At 73.9% G+C, this 18,601-nt stretch carries 1 protein-coding gene; it reads right to left on the bottom strand.

All coding sequences use genetic code 11. The features are described 5' to 3' along the window. Positions 1-31: 31 nt before the first annotated feature. A complete protein-coding gene (locus ACWGIS_RS16720; RefSeq protein WP_453363149.1) occupies positions 32-18,502 on the bottom strand; it encodes a WXG100-like domain-containing protein in 18,471 nt (6,156 codons plus the stop codon). Positions 18,503-18,601 lie beyond the last annotated feature (99 nt).

The raw sequence follows: 18,601 nt of genomic DNA, 5'->3' as shown, positions 1-18,601 counted from the left end.
TCCCGCGTGGCCCGGGAGGCGCACCCGTCCGTCAGGCCCGTCCGGTCCGCTGGATGCTGTCGCCGCTGTTGCCGATCGCGACGTAGGTGGCGATGCGCCGGAAGTCGTTCATCACGCCGAACATGCTCTTGTCGGACGGCAGGAGGGCGCGCAGATCGGGGGCCGCCTTCGCGAGCTGTTCCCGGAACAGTTCCTTGTAGGCGTTGTAGACCCGCGCGGTGTAGCCGGGCTCGCGCGCCGCGTTGGTCCGGTGGTCGTTGGTCAGGGCGATGGAGGCGAGGTCCATCAGGTAGCAGTCGATCAGGTCGGTGACGTCCTGGGCCGTCGCCCCGTCCTCCCCCGCCCGCGCGTCGTCGGCCAGCACCCTGGCCATGTCCAGGACGATGTCGCGGTAGATGCCGTGCCGGATGGAGTGCGGGAACGCGGCCATGACGTGGTCCGCCTGACCCGCCCCCTCGGTGTTCATGAAGCGGGGCGCGGACAGGCCGTCCAGCCCCGGGACCAGCAGGGGCATGCCCCGGTACAGGTCCTCCTCCTCGGGGATCTTCGTGTTCCGGGAGGCGAGCGGGTGCAGACCGATCTCGTGGGCCAGCATGCCCATGATGTGACCGATGGCGTACTTCTCGAAGTAGTAGCTGGCGAGATTGATCCGCACGCCCTCCTCGCCGAGGTCCGTCACGTCGGCCGGGGTCTCCGTGGTCCGCACGTGCAGGGTGATCCGGACGGGGCGGCCGCCGACGTACTCCCGGATCGTGTCGTGTCTGCGCAGCAGGTCGATGATGCGGATCGCCTTGTCGCGGTACCTCTCGTTCGTGTGCGCCAGGTTGGTGAACTCGATGTTCCCCGACGAGAACGGCACGTGGGCCGCCGCGGCGGACGCGGGCACCGCGTCCGGGTCCTGCGGCATCCGGGCGGGGACGTCGGTGCCCTCGGCGCCGCGGGCGTCCGCCGTGCCGTCCGCGGACCGCCGGGGCAGCGAGACCGGGTCGACCCACACGGACTCCCGGGGGACCCCGTCGGTACCCGTGCGCAGCGCGTCCCAGGTCTGCTCGTCGTCCTTCCGGCCGCTCGGTTCGGACGTCCTGGGCACGTCCCCGATGAGCGCCCCCAGCAGGGCCAGGTGGCGGCCGCGCAGACCGGCGGCGCGCAGCGAGAGGTGTTCGGGGGCCGCGTCCAGGTCGCCGAGGAGACTGCCCGGGATGTGGGGGCGGTGGGGCGCGTCGGCGTCCCGGTACTCGTCGCGCAGGCCGAGCTGGTGGGTGAGTTCGTGCACCAGTTGCACGGGCTCGGCGTCCGCCCACCAGGTGTTCTGGTCCATGGTCCGGTCGCGGCCCGTCAGGTCCACGGTCAGGTGCGGGGCCTCGGACGGGTCGACGTGTTCGACGCTCACGTGGAGCAGGTCACCGTTGGGCAGCCGGTGGCCCGGAGCGTTCAGGAACTCCGCCACGCCCGCTGCGAGTTGATGGAACGTCAAGTCGGCCTGGTCGTCCGGGCCGCGCAGGGCGACCCGGACGGTGAGGTCGGTCACCGGATCGCCGTCATAGGTGAACCGCCGGACGTCGAAGCCCGACCGCACCACGAAGCGCGGCCGGTCGTCCCGGGGCCCGGCCGGCCGTGCGGTGCCGGACGGCCGGTCCTGTGCGGTGGTGCCGGTGTTCTGCCGCGGGAGCCGGGAGCGGGTCTCCGCGCTGTCGCCGGCCGGCTGGGTCAGGGCGGCGGTCTGCATGCTGTCGCCCTGGTTGTTGAACGCGAGGCTGCTGCCCAGGCCCAGGAAGTTGCCGGTGACGTTGTACCAGCTCTTGTCCTTCGGCAGCAGGCGCCGTACGGGGCTGTCCGGCGCCAGCCGGGCCGCGAACAGCTCCTTGTAGGCGTTGTAGACCTTCGCCGTGTACCGCGGTTCCCAGGCGGCGTCCTTACGGCGGTCGTTGGTGAGCGCGATGGTGGCGAGGTCCATCAGGTAGCAGTCGATCAGGTTGGTGACGTCCTGCTCCCGCGCGCCCTCCTCGCCGTCCCGCGCCTCCGCCGCCAGGTCGTGGGCCATGTCGAGCACGATGTCGCGGTAGATCCGGTGCCTGGTGCCGCTGGGGTACGCGGCCATGATGTGGTCGGCCTGCCCCGCGCCCTCGGTGTTCATCATCCGGGGCGTCTTGAGGTCCGTCAGGCCGGGCACGGTCAGCGGCATCCCCGCGAACATCCCTTCCTCGTCAGGGATTCCCCTGTCGCGGGAGGCGAGCGGGTGCAGGCCGATCTCGTGGGCCAGCATGCCCATGATGTAGCCGACGTCGTACTTCTCGAAGTAGTAGCTGGCCAGGTTGATCTGCACGCCCTCCTCGCCGAGGTCCGTCACGTCGGCCGGGGTCTCCGTGGTCCGCACGTGCAGGGTGATCCGCACGGGACGGCCGCCGACGTACTCCCGGATCGTGTCGTGCCTGCGCAGCACGCCGATGATCCGGACGGCCTTGTCCCGGTACTTCTCCTCCGTGTGCTTGAGGTTGGTGAATTGGAAGTTCCCCGACGTGAAGGGGACGAGGGCCGGTTCCGGTGCCGTGCGCGCCGTGTCGGGGTTCTGCTGCATGCGCGGCGCGACGCCGGTGGCCGCCGGGAGGCCGGTGTCGCTCTGCGGCAGGCGGGGGCGGGCCTCGCCGGTGGTGCCGGCGGCCGGTGCCGGAACGGCGGGGCGCTGGATGCTGTCGCCGCGGTTGTTCGTTCCGATGCTGGTGGCGAGTGCGGCGAAGTCGCCCAGGACTCCGAAGCGTCCCTTGTCGCCGGGCAGGAGGGCGCGTACCGGACTGCCCTGGGCGATGCGCTCGGCCAGTTGCGCCTTGTACGCGTTGTAGACCCGTGCCGTGTAGGCGGGTTCCCTGAGGGCCTGCGCCCGGTGGTCGTTGGTGACCGCGATGGAGGCGAGGTCCATCAGGTAGGTGTCGATGAGGTCGGTGACGTCCTTGGGCTTGGCACCGTTCACGCCGACCCGCGCGTGCCGTGCGAGCACCTCGGCCATCTCCAGGACGATGTCGCGGTAGACGCCGTGCCGGATGGTGTGGGGGAACGCGGCCATGACGTGGTCCGCCTGCCCCGCGCCCTCGGTGTTCATGAAGCGGGGTGTCGCCAGCTCCTCCAGCCCGGGGACCAGCAGCGGCATGCCCTGGTACAGGTCCTCCTCCTCGGGGATCCGCTCGTTGCGGGAGGCGAGGGGGTGCAGACCGATCTCGTGGGCCAGCATGCCCATGATGTAGCCGACCTCGTACTTCTCGAAGTAGTAGCTGGCGAGGTTGATCTCCACGCCGTCTTCACCCAGGTCGCGCACGTCGGCCGGGGTCTCCGTCGTCCGCACGTGCAGGGTGATGCGGACGGTGCGGTCGCCGACGTAGTTCCTGATGGTGGTGTGCTCGTCGAGCAGCCCGATGATCCGGACGGCCTTGTCGAGGTACCGGTCCGTCTGGTTCAGGTTGGTGAACTCGAATCTGCCGAGCTTGAACGGGCGCGGGACCGGCTCCGGGGCGGGCGCCGGGTCCGTCTCCCCCGGCATGTGCGCCGGGACCTCGGTTGTCGCCGGGTCGTCGGTGGTCCGGGGCAGGGAGACCGGGTCGATCCAGACGGCTTCGCGGGGCCGGGCGACGGCGGCCTCGCGCGCGGCCTCCCAACTCCGCTCGTCGTCCTCGCCGTTGGGCAGAGGTGTCGGGGTGACGTCGCCGATGAGCGCGCCGAGCAGGGCCAGGTGCCGGTCGCGCAGTCCCGCCGGGGCGAGGGACGTGTCCTCGGGTGCCGCGCCGAGGTCGCCCAGCAGGCTCCCGAGGACGTGGGGGCGGTGCGGGGAGTCGGCGTCCCGGTACTCGTCGCGCAGACCGAGCTGGTGGGTGAGCTCGTGGACGAACTGCACCGGGGCGGCGTCCGTCCACCAGGTGTTCTGGTCCATCGCCCGGTCCCGGCCGGCCAGGGTCACGGTCAGGTGCGGGTTCTCCGACGGGTCGACGTGCTCGACGGTCACGTGCAGGCGGTCACCGCCGGGCAGGCGGTACGACGGGGAGTTGAGGAACTCCTCCACACCCGCCCGGAGCCGGTTGAACACGCCGGTGGCCTGGTCCTCCGTGCCGCGCAGCGCGACGCGGACCGTCAACTCGGTGACCGGCTCGCCCCGGTACGGGAACCGCCGGACGTCGAAGCCGGAACGCACCACGAAGCGGGGCCGGTTGTCGCGCGGGCCGGGCACACGCGGGGTGCGGGGCGGCGGCGTCCGCAGCTCGGACTCGGTGCCGCCCCGAGGCAGTCTCGGCCGCGCCTCGCCGCTGCCCGTCGTTCCGACGTCCACGGGGGCGGGCCGCTGGATGCTGTCGCCCCGGTTGTTCGCCGCGATGCTGGTGGCGAGTTGGGTGAAGGAGCGTGCGACACCGAACAGGGTCTTGTTCGACGGCAGCAGGTTCCGGAGCGTGGTGTCGTCGGCCAGCCGCTCGCGCAGCATCTCCTTGTAGGCGTTGTAGACCCGGGCGGTGTAGTTGGGCTCCCTGACCGCGTTCATCCGGTAGTCACTGGTGACCGCGATGGAGGCGAGGTCCATCAGGTAGGTCTCGAACAGGTCGGTGACGTCCTGGTACTTGGCCCCCGGCACGCCGACCCGCGCGTGCTGCGCCAGCACCTTGGCCATGTCGACGACGATGTCGCGGTAGATGCCGTGCCGGATGGTGCGGGGGTAGGCGGCCATGATGTGGTCGGCCTGACCCGCGCCGTCGGTGTTCATGGTGCGCGGCGTGTCCAGGTCCGACAGTCCCGGCACCGTCAGCGGCATGCCCTGGTACGCCTGCTCCTGCTCGGGGATCTCCGGGTTGCGGGAGGCGAGCGGGTGCAGACCGATCTCGTGGGCCAGCATGCCCATGATGTAGCCGATGTCGTACTTCTCGAAGTAGTAGCTGGCGAGGTTGATCTGGACGCCGTTCTCGCCGAGGTCCCTGACGTCGGCCGGGGTCTCCGTCGTCCGCAGGTGCAGGGTGATCCGGACGGTGCGGTCGCCGACGTAGTCCTTGATGGTGCCGTGCTCGTCCAGCAGTTGGATGATCCGGACCGCCTTGTCCAGGTACCGCTCCGTCTGGTTGAGGTTGGTGAACTCGTAGTTCCCGAGCTTGAAGGGGCGCGGGACCGGCTGCGGCGCGGTGACCGGGGCCGCGGGGGCGTCCGGGCCCGCGTCGGCGCCGGACAGCGTGCTCAGCTCGTACGCCTCCTCCTCCACGAGGCCCGGCAGGTCGCTGCCGGTGGGTGACGGGGGCGGCAGCGGGAGGGAGACCGCCTCCACGAGGCCCGCGTCCGGTGAGGCGGGTTCCCGCGGCGGGAGGGGCTCCGCGGAGGCCGGGGCCTTGGTTGCGGGAGCCGCGGGGGTCGGGTCCTGAGGTGCGGGCGTCTCGGGAGTCGCGAGGATCGGGTCCTGGTGTGCGGGGTCCGGCACCGGCGGGACCGGCGCGGCGGTGTCGACCGACGTCTCGGCGTGCGCCTCGGAACCCCGTGACTCCACTTCCTCGGATTCCGGCGCCTTGAGCTCCAGGGGCTTCGTCTCCGGTGCCTCCAAGTCCAGCGGCTCCGGGGCCGTGACCGCCGACGGCTCCGACGCCTTGGGGTCCGAGGGCTTCGGCTCCGGCGCCTTCGATTCCGGGGCCTTGGGTGCCGGGGTTTCAGGCGCGGGTGCCGGGGTCTTCGGCGCGGGGGCCGGGGTGCGCTGGGTCAGGGGGACGAAGTCGCCGCCGCGGCGGCGGAGACGGAGGTGCGGACCGCTGTCGCCGGCCGGCCCGGCGTAGGTGTGAGCGGTGCCGTTCTCCTCGACCAGGGTGACGGTGACGCCGGCCGCCGCCGCGGCCCACTCGGCCACGGCGCGGTCGGCGTCCGGCCCCCAGGGGGCCTCGGCGAGGTGTCGGCGGAGCTGTCCGTCGAGCGCGTCCTGGCTCGGCGCGGGCGCGCCGGGGCGGACCCGGAGGGGCGGCGGCGTGAAGAGCGCGTCGCGTTCGGCCCGGTCGCCGGGCAGGCCGTTCAGGCGCATCAGCTGGGCGGGTGTCGCCTCGGCGCGCCGGCGCAGCCGTGCGGCCTCCTGGCGGTCGAGGCCGGGCTGCTGCGCCGCCTGGCGCAGGGTGGTGGAGAGTGCGCCGAAGAAGCCGTTGCCGCGGCCGGCCGGCGTGCCCTGGGTCCAGGTGGCGCCGTCGGGTGCGGTGAGGACGCCGTCGCGGTCGAGGCGGTAGCGCGGGCCGCTGCCGTCGGCGGGCGGCAGCCAGGGCGCGGTGGTGTGACTGCGGTGCGCGGGCGGCTGCTCCGGGGTGGGGCGCGCGGGGTCGGCACTCGCGGTACGGGTGTCCGTGGCGGCGGGCAGGGCGGTGGCGGCCGGGGCAGGGGTGCCGGGCGGCAGGGCGGCGTGGAAGAAGCCCTCGGAGGCGAACAGGACCGGGTCGGCGGCCGGGTCGACGGACGCCGGGTCCGCGCCGTGCGGGAGGAACAGCTGGTCGCGGCCCTCGCCGGTGACGACGGTCAGCGGGGTGCCCAGGACCCGGGCGGCGAGGGCGGGGAGCAGGTCGGCTCCGCCGTGGTCGCCCGCCCGGCGCTCGGGCGGGGCCGGTTCGTCGACCGGACCGCGGGTGCCGGAGTCCTGGGGCGGCTCGCTCGCGAACGGGCGGGACAGGGCGGCGGTGGCGAGCGCGACCCGCTGTGCGGGCGTCGGCCAGAACGTCTGCGGGAGTCGTCCGAAGGCGTCGAACTCGGCCTGCTGCGCCGGGCTGAACTCCACGCCCGCGAGGTCGAGTTCGGCCTGCGTGAAGGTGTCGTCGGCGTCCAGGGCGAGCGCGTCCAGCAGGTCCTGGTTGCTGTCCTCGCCCAGCGCCCAGGCCAGGCGCGTACGGGCGGTGTCGACGGCCTCCGCGGTGACCGCCGGATCGCCGGGCGCGCTCGCGAACCGGCCGGCGAGGTCGTGGCCGAGCAGATGGGGCAGCCGGCCCCGTGCCGCGGCGGCGGCGAGCAGCGCGTGGAAGAACGAGGCGCCGTCGTGCGGTACGTCGTGCAGGTCACGCACCGTGGCCCCGTCGGGCGAGGTGAGAGTGCGCGGGGCGGTGCCGGTCCCGTCGGTGATCACGTACGGCGCGGGTGCCTCGGAGCGCCAGGACGGCTCGGTGTACTCCTGCGGCAGGTCGCGGACGGGGGCGGCGGCCGACCCCTGGTGGTGCGCGGTGAGGCGGGAGGCGGCGAGGTGCAGCCGGTGGTGGTCCTGTGCGGCGGCGTCGGTGTGCTGTTCCCAGCGGTGGACCTCCTGCCGGGCGGCCTGCCAGGCGACGACGCCCGGGGACCAGATGACGTCCGGCGGCAGGTCGGCCGGCGGTCCGGCGTTGTCGTCGCCGAGCGCCGTCCGCTCGGCCGGGCTCAGGTCGAGCCACGCCTCACGGGCCCGCGCCCGGGCGTCGTAGTAGTTCTTCTCGGCCGTGGCGAGGTCGGCGGCCGCCTTGGCCTGGCTGTCCCAGGCCGCGAGGACCTCGTCGGGGAACGTGGTGTCGTCCAGCAGTCCGTAGTCCCGGGCGATGTCCTCGCGCAGCCAGACCAGCGCGGTGGTCTCGGCCTCGGCGGCGCGTGGACCGCGCCTGGCCTTGCCGAGGGCGTGCAGCGGGCGGCTGTCGGTGATGCGGTGGTCCACCTCGGCCACGGACAGCCAGGTCACCGGTACCGCGAAGAGCATGCTCCGGTCGGTGACGACCTTGAGGTGGGTGCCGAGGGTGGTGTCCGCCGTGCCCTTGAGGACGGTGCCGTCGTTGGTGCCGCCGATCGGGACCGTGGCGCCGGGGTTGGTGACGCCCGCGTTGCTGTTGCCGGCCATCGGCGCGGTGCCCACCGCGCCCTCGACGTTGTCGGTGATGCCGGCCTCCAGCGCGTCGGAGGTCTTCGCCCGCTGCATCGCCTCCATGCGCGGCTTGTTCTCCACGGCGAGCAGGCGGGCTCCCCGGCGGTGCATCTTCGCGTAGAGGCGGGAGTCGGCCGTGTGGTACTGGCCGAGGAGGCGCGCGGAGGCCTGGGCGGGCAGTGGTGAGCCGTTCGCGCCGAGGGCCTCCCGGAAGGCGGCGGTCAGACCGCCCTGCGCGGTGGCCTCCTGCTGGGCCTGGGCGGAGGCGGTGCCGAGGCCGGTGAGCGGGGTCTGGCGGGCCATGCGCACGCGGGCGCCGAGAACGTCGCCGGTGTGCCGGCGGCCGAGGTCGCCGTCCCCCAGGCCGTCGGCGCGGGCGGTGGCGAGGGTGAGGGCGTCCCGCACGTTGGCGGCGCCGCGGACGTCCACGGCGAGGATGCCGGAGCCGATCCGGTCGTCGAAGGGGAGGACGTCCGGGTCCGCGCCGCCGGTGCCGTCCCCGGAGGCGCGCCAGGCGCCGATGTTCTCCGGGCGGGCCTGATCGGCCGTCAGCAGCCGTACGGCGCGCTCGGGTTCGGGCACGTCCTGCTCGGAGAGCGCGCCGTCGGCGCCCTCGCCGTCCGGGGTGAGCAGGTTCGCCGGGAGGATCTCGTTGAGGCTGCCGACCGGGGCGCGCACGCCGGGGTCGAGCGGGTCGCCGGTGGCGTCGGTCATGGTGACGGTCAGGACGTAGCTGGTGACGATCTCGGCGTGCGCCTGGGTGGTGGCGATGTTCGGCATCGAGGTGGTGCCGGCCGTCTGGGTCCTGGTGCTCGCCCGCTGCTTGGCCGCGATGCCCTGGAGCGATGGGTTGGCGACGAGGATGCCGCTCTCCGCCGCGCGCTGGCCGGCGCTGAGCGTCACGTCGGCGCCGCGGTCCTGGGAGGTGCCGCCGGCGTCGTCGCGGGCGATCGTCCGGTAGTCCTCCAGCTCGAAGCCGGTACGCAGCCGGTCCACGGTGGTGGTGACGGGCGTCAGCGCGAAGTGGAGCTGTCCGGGGCTGCCGCCGACCGGCAGGTGGTGCGGGCGGGACCAGGCGCGGTAGCGGACCGGCAGGTTCATCCCGTCGGTCGTCAGCTCGTGCAGGTGGGCGCGGAGGAAGTCCGGGGAGAGGCGCTGGAGGACCTGCTCCCGGTCGTGGGAGGGCACGCCGATCCGCTCCAGCTGATCGAGCAGTCCCTGCGCCGCGGGACCGGCGTCCAGCCGGCCGCTGGGGTGGCTGGGGAAGCGCCGGTGGCGCAGGTAGGGGGGCAGCCGGTAGCCGCGGCCGAGGTTGTGCGGGGTGCCGGTGCCCAGGCCGTCGGGCGCGAGGCCGGCCTCGATGGCGTCCTGCATCGGCAGGTGGAACATCACGGCGTCGCGAATGCGGTGCAGCGCGGCGGCGGCCCGGCGCGGGGCGAGGCTGTCGCCGAGGCGCCCGGAGAGCCGGCCGGCCGCGGAGCTGATCCGGGCCCCGGCGCGGGTGCCCACGGCGCCCATCGCGGCGGTCCAGCGGTCCCGTACCGCGACGGTCTCGACGGCGTCGGCGACCACCAGGTACATGCGCCCGGCGTAGGTGAGGGTGGTGTTGCGTCCCCGGGTGAGGGTCTGCGAGACGCTGCGGCCCTTGCCCCAGGCGTACTGCAGGGCGGTCGAGTAGGAGCCGACCACCGCGGCCTGGCCCGGAGCCTGCTGGAGCGGCATGTCGGCGCCCTGGAGGCCGACGGTGGTGCGCGAGACGGTGCTCGTGCTGCCCGCGACGCGGTGCTCGTTGCCGATGGTGGCCTCCAGGCTGGCCGGCTTGGGGTCGCTCATCACCCGGAAGTCGCGCAGTTCGCCGCGGACGGCCGCCTTGAGGTAGTGCGTACGGAACGGTCCGGCGCCGTTGAGCCCGGCCACGCGGGAGCCGAAGGGGCCGAGGTACTGGCCGAGTTGCCCGGCCACGCTGAGGTTGGCCATCGCCCGGCGCAGTGCGCCGCGCACCGGCGCGCCGGGGGCGCTGACGTGCCAGGAGGTGCCGGACGCGCGGTCGGCGGTGTCCTGCATCAGCTGCTGGCGCTGCGGACCGCCCTCGGCGCTGAGCACCACGTGGGGAACGCTCAGCAGTCTTCTGGTGAGGCGCTCGTCGGGTGAGTCCGTCGTGGGCGACGGGCGGGTGCCGTCGAGGAGTTGGTCGGCCTCGGTGGCGGTCAGCTGCCGCGGTGCCGTGGCCGCGGGCGTGGCCGCGGGCGGCGGGTCGGCGGGGGCGTAGCGTTCGGAGCCGTGCGCGGCCGGCACGGCCAGTTCGACCCGCCCGACGGTCTCGTTGCCGCGGCTGAACAGGGGCCGTTCCTCGACCTTGCTGACGAAGACGCCGGCGCCGAGCAGGCCGACCGAGACGAGCCGGGCCCACCCGCGCGGGCGGCGGTGGCCCTCGAAGGAGGCGCCCAGCTCCACCTGGTAGCTGTAGAGGTCGGCCCCGGTCTGGAAGGTCAGCTGGTCGTGGGCGACCGCGACGGTGTTCCTGGTGGCCTTCTGGTCGGTCTTGGCGTGGCGGACGCCGACGGTCACGTTGCCGGCCTGGCGCGGCAGCCCGACATCGGGCACCTTGTCGTGGTCGCGCGGCGAGACGCCCAGCTCGACGCCTCCGGAGAGGGTGAGGGACGCCTGCTGGCCCTGGCCGGAGATCTCGGTGCCGATCACCGCGTTGCGCAGGGAGCGCTCGCTCATGGTGGTCTCGAACCGCCGGTCGGTCAGGCGCGCTCTGAGGATGAGCGTGTGGTGGCCCCGGCGGACCTTGCCGTCCTCGGTGAGGGTGACCGGGACGCCGGTGGTGGTGAGGTCGTCCAGGCTCTGCGCCAGGCTGGGCCGGTTCAGCGCCTCGCGCACCTGCCGGTCGTTGTGCAGTGCGGTCCTCATCCGCCCGTCGCCGTACCAGAACTTGGCGAGGCGCGGGTGCCGCAGCATGAACGGCGGCACGAACAGCGACGGGTACGCCTGGTGGAGGGTGTCCAGGACCGTGTCCGCGAAGGCCCGCATGGGGTCCTGCGGCGCGGTCGGCGGATTCTGCGCCTGCGGCGGCGACGGCCGGGTCTGCGGCGGTTCCTGCTGGGTCTGCACCGGGGGTCGGGGCTGTGACTGCGACTGCTCCTGGGTGGACGGCAGTTGGGCCTGCGGGCGGAGAGGACGGAAGCCCTCGGCGCGGACCTGGCCGCTCAGGTGGACCGGGTCCTCACGGGTGAGGTACCACGGCACCGGCGGCTCCGCGTCCGGGTGGGGGCCCGTCCGGCCGGGCGTGCGGCTGTCCCAGCCCGCGAGGCGGCGGGCGTCCTGGGTGGAGATCCAGTCCAGGGTGACCACCCGGACAGGGCGGGCGGCCGACGCCGGTTCACCGGGTTTGCGCACCATCAGGGTGCGCTCCACCCGGTACAGGGCGATGGGGTGGTTGCGCACCCGCCCGGTGGTCTTCCGTGCCGCGTCGACGCCGAGGTAGTGGCCGCGTCCGGCACTGACGTCCGCGCGGACCAGCGGGCCGCCCTGGAGGCGCACATCGGTGTCGGGGCCGATCAGGGTGTAGTTCGGCCCGGCGGTGACCTGGAGGCCGAGGCGGGTGTCACGGACGTGGCCGCGCTCGTTCTGGTAGGTGGTCTGGGTGAGGTCGCGCAGCTCGGCCTTCACCGACTCGGTGACCAGGGTGGCCCGGTGCGGCACCGACGCCTGCACGATCAGGTGTCCCAGCGGGTGCTGTCCGCCGCCTCGGGTCAGCTCGGGTCCCGTGACCGGCCCGGCGAACCGGCCGAACAGCGCGAGCAGCCGTCCCGGACGGACGTAGGAGATCAGGGTCCGGTGCGCCGAACTGCCGGGCCGGGCACCGGAGATGGCGAGTGCCATGTCCTCCGGCGGGTCCAGCAGATGCAGCCCGGTGATGTCGGTGATCCGCGGCTCGACGCCGTCCGGGAACGTGAGCGTCCGGGGCGCCCGCCGCGGTCCCTTGTAGGGCACGGTCAGGTCGTCGGGCAGCCGCCAGCTCAGTCCGTCGCGCATCGCGAACTCGGCGGTGTGCACCTGGGTGCGCTGCCAGTCGGGCTTCGGCAGGACGCCGCGGTCCCGGACGGTGTTGCCCGGGCCCGGCGGGGTGCCCGTACGCCCGGAACCCGGTGCCTCGGTGACGCGGTCCACCCGCACCCGGTAGTGGACGTCGTCCAGGTGCAGGTGCGAGCCCTCGTGGGCCCGCCACTCGGACTGGTTGTACGCCTGGGTGCCCTGCGCGTAGTCGGTCCTGCGGGTCCAGCCGAGCGAAACCCCGATCTTCAGCAGCCAGTTGAGCGGCGGTCCCATGCTCAGCCCGCCGGCGATCCGGCGTCCGAACCCGACGCTGCGCCCGCCGCCCGTACCGGCCTGGCCGCGTCGCATGGTGTCGAGCCGGACGGTGCCGCCGTTCACGTCCGAGAAGCGCTCCCAGCGGTGGTACGGGATGGCCTCGACCGTCATCTCGTGGCCGACCCCGGACTTCTCCCGGCCCACGAAACGCGCGCCGCGCGGGGCGGTGAACGCCGCCGGCTGCTCGATCAGCAGGCGCAGCAGCTCCGCCTCGTCGAACTGGGCGCGCAGCTTCTTCGGCAGCTTGCCGAGGATCTCCTCGGCCACCTGCTCGGGTGAGCGCAGGGTGGTCATGCCGGGGCCGGTGAAGAGGCCGGTGGAGCGGCCGCGCGGGCTGCCGTCCGTCGGGCGGCCGGGGGTGCCGTCACCCGGGTCGGCGTCCGGGTTGATCAGGAGGGCGGGCAGCCGGCTGCCGTCCTCGAAGGTGACGGTGCTCGGAACCGGGCCGGGCGGCCGGGCGTCCTCGCCGGTCAGCAGCCGCGCCGGGCGGTGCCGGTCCAGCTGGGTCTCCAGCGGTACGAGGTCGCCGCGGTCGGCCGCCTCGGTGGCGGGGGCGTCGAGGTCGGTGATCCCGCCCATGCTGCGGAGCCACTCCCCGAGGGGGCCGGACGCCTCCTCGTCCTGGACGGCCGTGTCCTGGGTGGCGATCGGTTCCGGGGCGGTGACCGGATCGGGGTCCGGGGCGGTCTCCTGGTCCGGTACGGGGGTGAGCGGTGCGGAGGCCGGGACCAGGGCGTCGTAGTGGTCGGTGCCGTTGTAGGACAGGTGCAGGGTGCCGGTCCGGCCGCCGGGGTTGAGGGTGTTGACGAAGGTGGTGCCCGGGGACTGCGGGTCCGGCTGGACGAGCCGCAGGTCGAGGTCGAGGGTGTGCGCCAGCGCCTCCGGGAGGAGGTCGGCGAACGGTGAGGACCAGAGCGCGGGCAGCTCGGCCGCCGCGGCGACGAGCCCCCTGGCGCCGAGTCGCCGCGCGGCGGCGGGGGTGGGTGCCACGGCGGCGAGCTGCGGGTAGTCGCTCCCGGCGAGGATCCGCTGCCACTCGCCGGCGTCGGCGCCCGTGACGACGTCCCGCGCGATCCGGTTCCAGTGCTCCGTGAGCCGGTTCCGCTCGGCCTCGTCCCGCACCCCGCCGACGGCGCGCATCCGCAGGTCGTCCACCACGGCGAACACCGGGTCCGGGATCGCCAGGCTCACCGTGTCGCCCAGTTCGGAGCCGGTGATCCGGTCGCGCAGCAGGCCGCGCAGCCCGGCGACGTTCCGTGCGGCCCAGGCCGGCGGGACGTCCTGGCCGCGCGCGCTGTCCAGGAGCGACCGGAAGAGGCAGTTCCCGCCGCCCGGGGTCTCCAGCCGCCGGAAGGCGAGACCGTCCGCGCGCACGGTGTCCGCCGTGGGGGGCGCGGTCTTGCTGAGGAGGGCCGTGTCCTCGGCGAGGCTCTCCGCACGGCCCGGCGCGGGCGCCAGGTCGGGTCTGCGGCGGGCGAGTTCGGCGGTGTCCTCGGCGCTGAGCCCCAGCTCGGACAGCGGCAGCGGAGTGCTGGAGAGCGACCAGGTGATCTGCGCGGAGGGCGCGTAGGCGAGACCGCGCACGTCCTCCGGCAGGACCGGGGTGTCCGGCGGGAGCGCGGGCGGCGGCGGGGGCAGCAGGGCGTCGAGCGTGGTGTCGGGTCCCGCGGTGCGGCGCAGTCCGGCCGCGGCGCTCAGGAACTCGGTGTACCGGGCGGCGGAGGGCCCGGTGGCCGCGTCCCCCGTGGCGGTGCCCGTCACCCGGGCCCGGTCGGCGGCCATGCGGCGCAGCAGGTCCGGTGTCATCCGGCCGTCGCCGTAGCGGGCCGCGGTGTCCGGGCTGAGCCAGCGCAGACCGTCCACGTACGCGAGACCGGCGAGCAACTCCCGGTTCTCGGGCCGCTGTTCGGCGTCGGTGCCGAGCACGTCGCGCAGGGTGCGGATCTGCTGGAGTGTGCGCGCCCGGGTGAAGGGGTCGGCCGGGTCCGGGCCCGTGTGCAGGCCCGCGTCGCGCGCCAGCGCGTCCAGCTCGGTGCCGGCGGGCTCCGGCGTGAAGAGCTTCCAGGCTCCCGGCCCGTCCGGCCCCTCGCTGAGCACCGCGCGGACGTTGCCGTCCGCGTCCCGGGCCGTGCCGACCTCGGTGGTCGGGGCGTACACCTGCCGCCCGGTGCGGTTGGCGACGTGCTGCGCCACCGGCAGTCCCGCCACTTCCGGCTGCCGTCCGGTCTCGCAGGAGAACAGCACCAGCGGACGGTCGTCGTCGCCGTCCCGCGCCCACCTCTTGAGCACCTCGCCGAGCTGCACACCGCTCACCTTCACGGTGGGGCGCGCCACGTCGTCGGTGCCGAGGGTGACGGTGCGGGAGGTGGCGTGCCCCACGAAGTAGTCGGCGCCCCGGTCGGTGCCCGAGCCGGGCAGCGGGGCGGGCGGGCCGGTGAACACCGTGCGCGGGACGGGCGGCTGCGAGACCGCCGGGGAGGGACCGGCGGACGTGGTGCGCACGCCGCGGAACGTGTCCTGGCCGAGCAGCGCGCGGCGCCCCGCCTCGTGCGCCGTGCCGTCCTCGGCGGCGCTCTGCGAGATGGTCACCGTCTGTACCGCGCGCCCCGGTCGGGGCCCGACGCTCGTCTCGGGCACCAGACGCCGCAGCTGTGTGAGGGGCACCCTGTGCCCGTCCAGGGTGGTGACGGCCGGCTCAGCGGGGGGCCGTGCGGGGCCGTTCCCGTTGCCGGTTCCGGGTCCGCCGTCCGCGGCTCGTACGACGATCCGCCCGGTGTGCGGGAGGACCCCGGGGGGCGTCGCCGGTGTCGCCGGGCCGTTGTCCGGATCGGTGGGAGGCGGCGGAGGCGTCCCGCCGTCGCCACGCCCCCGGCCGCCGTCCGGCCCGGGGCCGGAGGTCCGCCCACCGTGCGCGTCGCTGTTGCCCGACTCCAGGTGCAGGTCGGTGGCCGTCTCGCTCCAGGGGCGGGAGAGCGTGGCGAGCTTGGCGGGGGCGGGGGCGACCGCGTTGGGGACGACTGTGTCGGCAGTGGCCGAAGCGGGGGTGAACGTGTCGGGACTGGATGTGTCGAGGGTGACGGTATCGGCGGGGCGCGGGCGGCCGGTTCCGCCGTCGTCCGCTGTCGAAGCATCCGAGACCAGCTTCGGACGCGTGGCCGGTGCCGGGCCGCTGTCGGTCCTGACGCCGCCCTGCACGGCGGGAGTTGTGATCGTGGAGGTGATCGGGCCACTGTCGGCCTTCACGCCGCCCTGGGGCAGGACGGGACCACTGGTCGGAGAGAGGGCCGGCCCGCTGTCGGTCCTGACCTCGCCCTGCGTCACGGGCGCGCCGGTCGTGGCGGGGCCGGGACCGAGGGCGTCGGCCAGCGGCAGCAGCACGTCCGCGCCGGGGAACGCGGCGTCCGAGGTGTCGAGGGTGCCGTCCGGCATCACAGCGGTCGGAGGGCCGTGAAGCGTACGGACCCGCACCGGGGCTCCCGGTGCCTCGCGGGTCAGCTCCACGGCGGCGCGCACCGGACGCCCCGACCCGTCCGGGGTGACCGCCGGCCCGAGGACGACGGCCCGGTCGACCCCGGCCCCGTCCAGCAGCTCGGCCGCTTCCGGTGCCCCCTCCCCCGGCGGCGGCACCTGGGAGACCACGATCGTCAACGGCCGGGCGGAGGTGGACGAAGGATCGGTGACGGAGGAGGGCGGCCCGGCCTTCACGTCGCCCGGGAAACCGGCGTCGCGTCCGTCACCCGCATCACGTACGTCACCGCCCTCGCCCCCGCCGTCCGTATCGGCGTACGAACCGGAGGTGCCCACCTTCGGCGGCGGACCGGCGTCGACGTCCACGACCGGGGCGGAACCGGTCTCGGCGCGCACCGAAGTGCCGTGACCGATGTCGGAGTCGAGGTCCTGCGACGAGGACGTCGAGATCACCGAGGGCGAGCCGCCGTCCGGAGTCGAGGAGACGTCCGGAGAGCCGGTGGTCCCGGGAGAGTCGGCGGACTGCGGCGACGACGAGGCCGGGGAACCGCCGTCGGCCGTGCCCCGGGGCCGGTCGTCGGACGTGGTCGTCGGGCCGTCGTGCTCCGTCGTGCCGGAGGTGTCGGAGGACCCGCTCTTCGAGCCTTCCGCCGATGCCGTCACGTCCGCACTGCGGGTGCCTGAGGGTTGTGCGCCCGTGGGGTTCTGGCCGCCCGCACCGGTCGGCACCCCACTCGGTCGCGCACCGGGACCCGTGCCCGTGCCTGTGCCCGTGCCTGCGCTTGTTCCCGCTCCTGTGCCCGAGCTGGACCCCGTTACCGTACCCGGACCCGTTCCTGCCCCCGAGACGGAGCCCGAACCCACATCGTCGGCAGCCGAGTTGGCGGTACCGCCGGACGTGACGGGACCGGTCCCCCGCCCCGGCGCCGGAGACTCCCCCACCGGGCTCCCGGGCACCGTCTCGGGCGAGGCACCGTCCCCGAATCCGCTCGTCGTGAGGGACGACGTGAGCGGTGAGTCCACCGTCACCGGTGTGCCGAAGGCGTCGAGTGCGCGGCGGATCGCGTCGGTGTCGACTTGGGCGGCGGGGCTGTTCCCGGCCGGCACCACCCGGACCTCGGGGACCTGCGACAGGTGGTCGTGCAGGCTGTCGCGGACGCCGATCTCGGTGCTGCCGGGCTGCTGGGAGCCGCGCACGGCGGCGAGGTCGAGCAGGGCCTGCTCGCGGACGTCGGCGGTGCCGGTGTGGATCTGCTGCCACAGCTCGTTCTCGGCGGCGGTCACCGGCAGCGGGCCCGGTGTGTACGCCGGCGGGTCGACGCTGGTGTACGGAGGCAGGTCCCCGGTGGCGGACGACGGCGGAGGCGAGTCGACGCCGGCGAAGTCCCGCGTGCCCGTGCCCTGCCGGGTGGCGGACGAGGGTGAGGGCGAGGGGCCTGCGGAAGCGCTGCCGCCCGAAGGGCCCGGGGTGTCCGTGCCCGAGGCGCCGTCGGTGCGGTCGGAGTCGTCGTGGGACCGCGCGGAGTCGGGATCGCGCGTGCCGGAGCCGGTGTCGCCGCTGCCACCGGAGACGGTCGGCGGGTTGCTCAACTTGTCGATGGCGTGGCGCAGTTCGGCGCCGGTGTTCAGGGCGGTGTCACTGAGCGTGGCCTCGACCTGGCTGCTGAGACCCGCGCCGACGAACGTGGACCAGTTGGTCGACCAGTCGCCGTCGAAGGCACCCTTGATGAGGATCTCCGCGAGCGCCTCACCGGATCCGGCGGCCAGGAAGTCTGCCGTTCCCTTCAGCCCGTAGTGCCCGGCCACCGCGCCCGGCCGGTCGGCGTTGTGGCGCAGGATCTGGTTGTTCCGCCACAGGTTGGTGTTGTTCCGGAAGGACAGGGGGTCGTTCCGGAAGGTGACCGGCGTGCGGCTGCCGTCGGGGCCGTTCCCGTACGGGGTGGGCTCGGGGCGGTCCTTCGGGGTGTTGTCGTGGGGGTTGGGTGTGGGGTCCGGGTCGGGCCTGGGGTTCGGGCCGTTGTTCTTGATGTCGAGGTTCGGGGGGTTCTTCAGGTTGGGGTTGTTCTTGAAGTTGAGGTCGGGTCCGTTCTTCAGGAAGTTGTTGTCGTAGCTCTTGACGATGTTCTTCGCGAGGTCGTCGAAGATGCTGGTGAGGAAGCCCGCGGCGGCACCGAACGCGGCCGACTTGAGGATGTCGTTCCAGTCGAAGCCGTCGGGGCGGCGGCCGTTCGGGGCGAAGTTCATCATCGCCAGGCGGACGGCGAAGGTGGTGAACGCCTCGGCGAAGGCCTCGGTGAGCGAGGGCGCGAGGTGCAGCCGCTGGAGCAGGTGGCTGAGCGTGGTGAGGATCATGAACCGGCTGCGCAGCTTGGCCATCATGATCTGGCTGGCCGAGGCGCCGCCGGTGAAGAACGACATCGCGAGGTAGAGGGCGATCTCGATGAGCAGCCGGATGACCTCGGCGATGACCTGCCATTTCGACTCCATGATGTCCATGGAGGTCTTGCGCCGGCCCTCGGCGATCTTGTCGAGTTGCTCGGCGAAGTCGCGCAGGTAGTTCTTGCCGCCGTCGTCGATGAGCATGCCCATCGCCTTGGCGTACGACTTGGCGAGGTCGTCGGGCATGACCTCGGCGATGTCGTGGACGGACTTCTCGATCAGCGAGGACATCCTGTCGAGCTTGCGGCCCAGACCGGAGTAGGGCCGGCGGCTCTCGTAGGCGAGGTCCTCGTCGGCGTCGATGAGCCTCTCCCCGGTGAGGATGAAGATCATCGCGTTGACCTCGGGCGACGGCATCATGCTCATCGGACGCCGCCCCGAGGGAAGTCACGGCGGCACACCGGGGTCGCGCCCGGCCTGGTCAGACTCATCGGGCGCCGCCCCGGGGGGAGTTCGGGCAGCACG

It is taken from the genome of Streptomyces sp. NPDC054842, from assembly GCF_053611025.1.
Note: the sequence above shows the minus strand (reverse complement) of the source record. Positions and strands in the feature narration are given on the sequence as shown.